Genomic DNA, 9,168 nt, shown 5'->3' on the forward strand with positions numbered 1-9,168 from the left:
GGATAGGGCAGGCTTAGCAGGTGCTGATGGTGCGACACACCATGGCGCATATGATATTGCTTACATGCGTTGTATCCCGAATTTAGTGATCTCTTCTCCAATGAACGAAGAAGAATTGCGTAACCTGATGTTTACTGCCCAACAAGAAAATGTGGGGCCGTTTGTAATCCGTTATCCTCGTGGTAATGGTGTAATGCCCGATTGGAAACGACCATTCAAAGCATTAGAAATTGGCAAAGGACGTAAGATCTGTGATGGTGAAGATGTAGCCCTATTAACTATTGGTCACGTGGGTAACTTTGCCGTTGAGGCACGAGCCGAGTTAAACAGCGAAGGTTTTTATCCTGCCCACTACGATTTACGTTTTGTAAAGCCTTTAGATGAGCAATTACTACATGAAGTATTTGCTAAGTATAAACATGTAATCACCGTAGAAGATGGTTCATTACCTGGAGGAGTAGGTTCTGCAATATTAGAATTTATGGCCGATCATGGTTATAGCGCAAATGTAATCCGTTTAGGTATTCCAGATCAGTTTATCGAACATGGCGAACAGGCCGAGCTTTGGGCCGAATGCGGTTATGATAAAAACGCAATTGTAGCGGCAGTAAGAAAAGTTGCCATCAAAAGAACAACCGATAGTATGGCAGGGTAGAAACTTGTCGTATTACTTGTCATTCTGAGGGGGTTTTTAAGTATTAGTGTCGTCACCCTGAATTCATTTCAGGGTCTTAATAGCAGGAAAGATGCTGAAATAAATTCAGCATGACTATCGCGTGAGGTGAAGCGGCTGTAAAACACCAACTATATTCAAATATTAATCGAACTCAGGTTAATTAACAAAAAAGCCTCAGCTAACAAATAACTGAGGCTCTTTTTATATCATGTAGTTTATTAAAAATCAGAATACAAATTCCTGAACGAACTCCGTAAACCGAAAGTAATCAATCCGGTAGTATTTTTACCTAAATTGTTACTTTCTCTCCTAACCACACCACCTAGTTCTAAGCGTAGGTTGTATTTCGGATTAACTACATAAGCTACTTTTCCTTCAGCATAAAAAAGGTCTGTGCGAATCCCTTGAGTGGTGTAATTCCCAATAGGCTGTACCGCGTCAGTATATGGCTCGAAAATATTCTTACCATAGTTCTGCCCAGCGATATCCAGACCATACTTAGCATACATCAGTTCGCCGCTAAAATCAAAACGTTTGTAAGAATAGTTTAATAAACTAACAAGCTCTCTAAAGTTAGCACCAAAAGGATGTGCTAGAGGCTCATTATAGTTGGCGTAATTGCCAATACGGGTTCTGGAAGAAAATGTGTAGGGTTTAGCTGTATTGTATTCCAATAAATAGTTTAATCCTTCAACATGAAATACATCCGCGCCTCTCAATCCCAATTGCCAACCATATTTATTTCTGGAACTGCCAGAGCTGGAAAAGAAACTTTTAGCTTCAAATTCATCCAGCGAAAATTGTCCATAGGCAACCAGTTCCTTCGCAAATTTATATTTACCAGTAAAACCCAGCAGAGCATTGTCTGGAGAGCCACTAGAAGCTTCTACGGGCCTTAAGAAGATGATGGGATTTGCATAGCCCCAATCAAATCCTCTTCTATTTCCAGCATCATCTGTTTGTGCCCAAATAATAGAGTCGAAAAATCCAATCGATAATTTATTGTTGACGTTCCAATCGAGGTAATGAAAAATCCCTCCTTTTTTACGGTTACCGGCATCGTAAGATAGTTTGGTCGCACCCGGATCCTGCATTGAAGTCCACATAGCCATATACTGTACATTACCTAAATTTCCTGTAAGTTTTAAAAAGGGCGCCGGAGAAGAAAAATCGGATAATAATAATGACCGGTACCCATCACCGATAAAGGTTTTATCATAACCCGCCGTAATATTCAAATATTTTATAGGAGTATAAGATATAGTAGCAGTTACGTAAGACCAATCTAAAGAAGTTTTGCCTCCATTAAAACCATAAGCGCGGTTAAAAGATTGCCCTGGAACTACGCCACTAGTTTTCACATAATCATTATAATATTTAGAGAATTGTCCCTGATTTTCAAAGCCACTGGTGTAAAAGGAGAATTTTTTTCCAACTGTTCCACCAACCTGATAACCCCGTGTATTTAACCAAACATTTTGTTTGCCCGAAAAATCCCTACCGATCTGAAAATCTGGCAAAAAATCAGCATATACTGTAAAATCTTCTTTCTGTATGTCTAGTAAATGTTCCTGAAATAATTTTCTCGATACCCACGATTTTCTAGTTGAGTCTGTTCCGATGCTTAACAACAACCTACTTCTATCTCGCAATAAACTATCATCAATAAAAAAAGGTTTTAAAGAGCTGTGAATCCGTGTATTTGGATTATAAATCTCGCTACTCAGCTTCTGGTAGAATTGATAAGAGTAAGGTTGATAAACGGCTTGAGCTTTTAATTTGTGAACGGAAACGACTAAAAACAGCAGTAATAAGATTTTCTTCATTTGGTAAATTTTTAATTCAAACGGCAAAGAACGTTATTAATTATGAAATTAACGATCCTCTCCAAACTTCGATAAAAGAAAAAGCCCTTTAGGGCTTTCTTTATATTTATTTAAAATGCATTCTCTTCACCTTTGGCCATATTAATCACGGTCATAAAAATAATCTTAACATCCAGCATAGCACTCCAGTTTTCCAAGTACCAAATATCGTGTTCTACCCGCTTTACCATTTTGTAATCTTCCTTCGTTTCACCACGGTAACCGTTTACTTGTGCCCAACCTGTAATACCTGGTTTTAAAAAGTGGCGAACCATAAATTGATCTACAATACCTTTGTACTGTTCGGTATGGCTCAACATATGTGGTCGGGGCCCCACCACACTCATGTGCCCCATAAATACATTAAAGRATTGTGGCAGCTCATCTAAGCTTGATCTCCTAAGGAATTTACCTATCGATGTAATACGATCATCATTTTTACTCGCCTGCCGTTTATCACTGTCAGCATTCATGCGCATGCTTCTAAATTTAAAACACCAGAAAGGCTCATCGTCCCGGCCACTTCTCAATTGCTTAAATAGTACTGGGCCTTTACTTTGCATTTTAATTAACAAAGCAATAATGGGATATAACCAACTTAGCACGAATAGAATAACCAGGCCACTAAATACCACATCAATTGCACGTTTCTTAAATCGGTTGTGTATTTTCTCTAAAGGCTCAGAGCGTAATGAAATTACTGGAAATTCGTTACCCAAATAACTTACCGTATAAGGTGACAATAAGGCGCCACTAATATCCGGAATAAACTTTAAGCGCACACATTGACGTTCTGCCTCTTCTGTTAATAATGCCATATCAGCCATCCTTTCTGGAGCGATGGTCACATAAATATCTTTAATCCCTTTATCAACCGCCATTTTAAATTGACGGCCTACAACATCAGAAATTTGACCATTCCGATCTAGGTAATCTTCTGGCATATCATTGATAAACCCATGAAATTCGATATAACGTTGTTTCTCAAAATAACTGGCCAATTGCAAACCTGTAGGATTATTCCCCATAATGGCTACAGATTTAACACCTCGTAAATGATTAAATAGTAAAAACTGAAACGAGGTCCCAATAAAACGGTTCACTAAAAATAGAATGGCCAGCATACCATAAAAAATCACCAGAAAAGATCTCGAGAAATCATTTTGTTTAGAAAAGAAAAGGTAAATAGAAAACAACACTGCATGTAAAACCACACTTTTCCAAGTTCCGCGATAGATTCGCTCAATCCTACGCGACCCATATTCGCTATAAAGTCCAAAACTTGTAGTGCTCACAATCCAGATCAGATTACACACCACGATATAATGCCATTGTAATTCAGAACTTACGGCTTTACCCATATAAGCGGTAAATTCGTAGGCAAAAAAGTACACAATATTGACCATAATCAGGTCAGTTATTGGTAAAATATATTTAAGTATAAATAAGTAACGTGTTTGCATAGGCTTAAAGGGAAGACTTAAACATTTATCCTCTGTTTTTGTTTTAAGTGAATCGTAATGAACAAAATTAATGCCTAAAACCTGAACGCAAAGTTAAATAAACATTAACAAATTAAAAACCAATATTTTTTTACAATATAAACTTAATAATAAGCATTATAAAGAAGAATATTTATGAGCTAATAAATAGTCGACTAATTCAACTTTTCTGTAGATTCATAGAAATTGTATTCTCTTCTTTGAAATACTTATCTATAGAACCAAATCCTTTAATTGGCAAGGACAGATTATTTGTCGTACCATTCCTCTCTTAGGGATCTTAACTGAGACAATAATTTGCTTATAGATAGGAATCATTTTAATATTTATGACAATTATTGACGTGGTCAAATATTAAGACACTTTTTTCTTAGCATTATAAATATCTATAAAATGGGCTTCATATTGACTTATAATATTATCCCAGGAGAATGTTTCATTGATTTTAAATTCGTTCCTAGTTATTAAATTCAAATTATCTTGCTTTTTAACCTTTCTCAGTACATCGCAAACATCATTTTGGTTTCTAAAGTAAAATGCATCGGCACCTAAAATCGATTCGTTGAAAATGTTTTGGTTTGCGACAACTAGTGATTGAGAAGCCATAGCTTCAAGTAATGAAGGGTTTGTTCCCCCCACAGTATGACCATGGAAATATAAGTTAGAAAAATGCCTTAGGTTATTTAAAATATTAATGTCGTAAATCCCTCCAACAAAACAGATATTTTTAAAATGTTTAAATTTATCTTTTAAGTAAGTTCCAAACTTAGTATTGTGTTTTCCAACTACCAAAAATTTGCTAGACTGATTGGCCATCACCACACCATCTAAAATTATCTCAATACTGTTCTCAGGTTCCAACCTTGCAATTAACATATTATATTCAAACGGTTTAACATCATATTTTATAATTAACTCTTCATTTGGGATTTTAAAAATGTCTGCCCCATAAGGTATATAGAGGGAATTTTTGCTATATGTTTCTCTTAAGTAGTCTTGAATCCCAATTGAATCAGATATCAAATAATCACTAAACTTAATACCTAATTTTTCAGCATATTTAAGAAATTTTTTAACCTTTGGAGAAAATTTGGTTCTTTTCCACTCCAGTCCATCTACATTTGTTGTGATTATTGATGTCCTACGAGGCAAAAGCCAACCCCAAATAGAGCTACTGGTGTAACCAAGTTGTAGTATGATATCAAATTTTCTAATTCTACTGTCTAGTATACAATTAAAATCGTATATAAACTGTCCTATTGTCCCAATTTTATCTTCCGGATCATAGCGATGAATCAATTCAACTCCATTCCAAGTCCTTTCTTGAAATGGATGTTTATGAGAATTGTAAACACTAACGGCATGTCCTCTCTTGGTAAGTCCAATAGAGAGATATTCCGCAAACTGCTCAAATCCGCCATAGTGATTTGGTATTCCTCTTGTTCCAATAATTCCTATATTCATTGTATATTATACTTCCTTTATATCGATAGACACTTAGCCTACTACTTCTGTTAACTATGCACGAGTTGTTACCTATTCCACTGTACGGTTATTAACGAGCATATAAAATAAATTTCAAGATCAACATCTATTTCGCTTTCACAGGTTTAGTAAGAAAATTTAAACATATTCTCGTCCTTTTGTTTTAACAATTATAACAAAAGTTAATATTCATATTATGTAAAGCAAAAAAGATTGCAGAAACAAAAAGTGTCTTCATCCACGCAAATAGTTGATTAATACGTCTAATTTAAACCCTAAAAAAGACTATAATAAACGAGAAACTACCTATTTCTCGATATCTTATAAGTGCTAAGCATATTTACTCCCGTGATCGTTAACCATATCCTTAGCCACTTGCTTAATTTCTTGTTCTTCCGATTTTGGATAAATCAAAAGCACATCACCATCATCAACAACAATGTAGTTATCTAATCCTCTTATTACCGCTGCTTTGTCATTGGGTAAGTGTATAATGCAATTGTTCGTATCTTTCAAATTAATCTTTTCTAAGTTTACCATGTTGTTAGCAGCATCTTTTTCGCCAACCGCGTGTAAAGATGCCCAGGTGCCTAAGTCCGACCAGCCAATATCAGCAGGTATAGTGTATACATTATCTGCTTTTTCCAGTATCGCATAATCAATAGAAATATTAGGGCTTAATGGATAATTTTCGGTAATAAATTTGGCTTCATCAACTGTATTATAAAAGAGCAAACCGCTTTCAAATACTGTAGTAATTTCCGGAGCATGCTTTTCAAATGCTTTCTTCAACGAACTTGCTGACCAGATAAATATGCCTGCATTCCAAACACAATCGCCACTTTTTAAATATTCCTCAGCTTTAGTCAAAATAGGTTTCTCCATAAAGGCATTTACTTTTTTAATTTCATCTGGTACACCTTGATTCTCGATACTCAAATCTTGATACTTAATGTAACCATAGCCCGTATCTGGTCTCGTCGGTGTAATGCCTAGGGTCAATAAGGCATTATTTTTCGAACTGAAATCCAATGCCCCTTCAATCTTCTCCAAAAACACCTCTTCCTTTAAAATCAAGTGATCGGAAGGTGCAACAACAATATTTGCCTTTGGATTTAGTTTCGAAATCTTATAAGTAGCATATGCAATACAAGGCGCCGTATTATTCCGGCTTGGCTCCAACAAGATATTCCGCTGCAAGATGGCTGGCAACTGTTCGGTAACCAAATCAAAATAACCTTCATTCGTCAATATGTAAATCTGATCATTTGGACATATCTTTAAAAAACGTTCATAGGTGAGTTGTAACAGAGATTTGCCAATTCCTAAAATATCAATAAACTGTTTTGGGAAATGGTTACGACTTTTGGGCCAAAATCGAGAACCAACTCCCCCCGCCATAATAAGAACATAGGTATTTTTATTAAAATTCATATTTTTACTTCAGGTAAATGCAATTGCAATGCTAATTTGAATAAAATGCGTTTTTTTTTAAATCATTATAACCTAGGCCCCTCTATTTTTTATTATTTTGGCGGGAATCCCTCCTATTATTACTTTTCCTGGAAAAGATTTGGTTACAACACTTCCTGCGGCTACGACAGTGCCGGAACCAATAGTTACACCAGCTAAAATTGTTACACCAGAGCCTATCCAACAATTGCTTTCAATCCGTACTTCAGACCGTGTAACGCCTTGATTTTTAATCAACTCAGTATCATCAGAAAAGTTATGATTTTCAGAAAAAATTTTAACATATGGGCCAATAATCACATTTTCACCAATATCTATCCCACCTTGGCCTGCTAAGTATGCAAAAGCATTAATGCCAGTACCATCGCCAATCTTTATGCCAATCCCTTGGTGGGCAATGACATGTGATCCCATTAAAACAGAATTTCTTCCAATTGAAACATTATTACCTATATTGATCCCTTCTAAAGAAATTGCATTAATATAGACCCGATCATCGAGGATTAGATTGTCTCCAGCGGAAACCTTATATGCATGTTTTATTTTAACTCCCTGACCTATAAATAATAGGCCTTTTGTCCGTTTAAAAAAAAATCTTCTATAACCTCCTCTAAGCATCTGTTTCAACCTTTCAAAAGAAACCACAATTATATCCCTTACAGTATATTTACTTTCCCATCTGTAATTAGGGTCTTTTTTTAGCTTCCGTATAATCTTTTCGATCATTAGCTTTTTTCCATTATAAATTTTAAAATATTCTCCGCGGACTTTTGCCAAGTAAAATGATTTGCATGTGCTAACGCCCTGCCAGCCATTAAATTATAATATTTTTCATCTTGCAACAACGTATTGGTTTTCATTGCAATATCCATTGGATCGTCAGGATCTATGTAAACAGCTCCATCACCACAAACTTCTGGCAATGATGTTCTATCCGAAACAACAACTGGAACTCTACATTTCATAGCTTCCAGTGGAGGCATACCAAAACCCTCGGCGTAGGACGGGAAGCAAAATACCTTTGCAAGAGCATAAATAAGAGGAAGATCTGCTTGTGGGACATAACCAGAAAAAGAAATCCTATCCAATAAGTTATTGTCTAGAATACATTTTTCTATATCCTCATTTTTAAACTCTCTTTCTCCAACAATTAAAAGTTTTACAGATTCGTCTATATGTATAAAGGCTCTAATCAAATTCAATAAGTTTTTTCTAATATTGATTCGCCCAACGTATAGAACGAATTTATCTGGCAAATTATATCTCTTTTTTATTGATCTTATACTTTCTACGTTATATTTGTCTAGCGGCATAAAATTATCATTTACTCCATGATATACCACAGCCGTATTTTGGTCTTCAGCAATATGATGTTTTAAGATCCTCGTTTTCTCTGAGTTAGAAATAGTGATTACATAATCTGAACGTTTCGCTAACAGACTCATTGGCTTATAGTACAATAACTCAACAGGGCTGTAAAACTGGGGGTAATCTAAAAAAAGTACATCGTGAACAAATGCTATTTTTTTCCATTTACTTTTCCCATAATTTGCAAAGTTTTGATATAGTATAAAATTCAAGTTATACTTTTTAACCACAAATGGAACAATTATCAAATTGGAAAGTAAATTTGGCTTAGCATATACAGGGATAAGTTTGGCTTTGCCTCTAAACAATTCTTCAGCTTGATCTATATTTTTACTGCTGACAATAAGAAAAAGTTCAATATGATTATTGTTAATTTTAATTAATTCATCAACCAAATTTCTAACAACCACCTTTCCGCTAGGTGGGCCATCAAAATACCATTTCGCATCAATCCCAACTTTGATCTTCATCTGCTTTAATATAATATAATCGTTTTCAAAAAATTATCAATCTATGGCTATCACTTCTTTAGATAGACATTTAAACCAATCTTTCTAAAGCAATTCTTCACAACAAACTTCAGTTTGTAATAACATTCATTAAACTTGGAAGAAATATAGCTTGCTCCACCCGTTTCTGTCGCCGCTTGGAAATGTTCTGTAATAGCGGCAATTGAATCACTTGCACCTCCCTCACTCATTTTAACTGTAACCTCATCCATAAAGGCTGCATTTAATTTATCCTTTGCTCTTAAAAGTAACTCGTAATCTCCGCAAATTCTGTATCTTATATCATAGAC

Annotated in this window: 7 protein-coding genes and 1 pseudogene; 1 reads left to right on the top strand and 7 read right to left on the bottom strand. The window is 35.2% G+C overall.

The genetic code is table 11. From position 1 onward, the window contains the following. The coding region (locus tag AC1DPQ_RS09075; protein WP_477608902.1) for a transketolase C-terminal domain-containing protein at positions 1 to 655 on the top strand (655 nt) is incomplete at its 5' end. Between the two features lie 239 nt (positions 656 to 894). Here the strand turns inward: AC1DPQ_RS09075 and AC1DPQ_RS09080 are convergent. The 7 genes and pseudogenes from AC1DPQ_RS09080 to AC1DPQ_RS09110 form a co-directional block, all read right to left on the bottom strand. Further along, positions 895 to 2,502 (bottom strand): gliding motility protein RemB, encoded by a 1,608-nt coding sequence (locus AC1DPQ_RS09080; protein ID WP_477584705.1) that lies wholly within the window; start codon positions 2,500 to 2,502, stop codon positions 895 to 897. 110 nt (positions 2,503 to 2,612) lie between these two features. Next, on the bottom strand, positions 2,613 to 4,004 hold the full coding sequence (locus AC1DPQ_RS09085) for an undecaprenyl-phosphate glucose phosphotransferase (protein WP_477608904.1): 1,392 nt from the start codon (positions 4,002 to 4,004) through the stop codon (positions 2,613 to 2,615). 393 nt (positions 4,005 to 4,397) lie between these two features. After that, positions 4,398 to 5,507 (bottom strand): DUF1972 domain-containing protein, encoded by a 1,110-nt coding sequence (locus tag AC1DPQ_RS09090; RefSeq protein ID WP_477608906.1) that lies wholly within the window; start codon positions 5,505 to 5,507, stop codon positions 4,398 to 4,400. Between the two features lie 351 nt (positions 5,508 to 5,858). Next, on the bottom strand, positions 5,859 to 6,962 hold the full coding sequence (locus tag AC1DPQ_RS09095) for a mannose-1-phosphate guanylyltransferase (RefSeq protein WP_477608908.1): 1,104 nt from the start codon (positions 6,960 to 6,962) through the stop codon (positions 5,859 to 5,861). A 72-nt stretch (positions 6,963 to 7,034) separates the two neighbouring features. Next, positions 7,035 to 7,727, bottom strand: a complete 693-nt coding sequence (locus AC1DPQ_RS09100) for an acyltransferase (RefSeq protein WP_477608910.1) — start codon at positions 7,725 to 7,727, stop codon at positions 7,035 to 7,037. Next, the gene (locus AC1DPQ_RS09105; RefSeq protein ID WP_477584982.1) at positions 7,727 to 8,839 is read right to left on the bottom strand and encodes a glycosyltransferase family 4 protein; all 1,113 of its coding nucleotides are present in this window, start codon (positions 8,837 to 8,839) and stop codon (positions 7,727 to 7,729) included. Before AC1DPQ_RS09105 ends, AC1DPQ_RS09100 begins: the two co-directional genes overlap by 1 nt. A 50-nt stretch (positions 8,840 to 8,889) precedes the next feature. Next, positions 8,890 to 9,168 (bottom strand): annotated as a pseudogene (locus tag AC1DPQ_RS09110) (hypothetical protein); the annotation flags it as partial.

Source organism: Pedobacter sp. 01T416_2 (assembly GCF_056398925.1).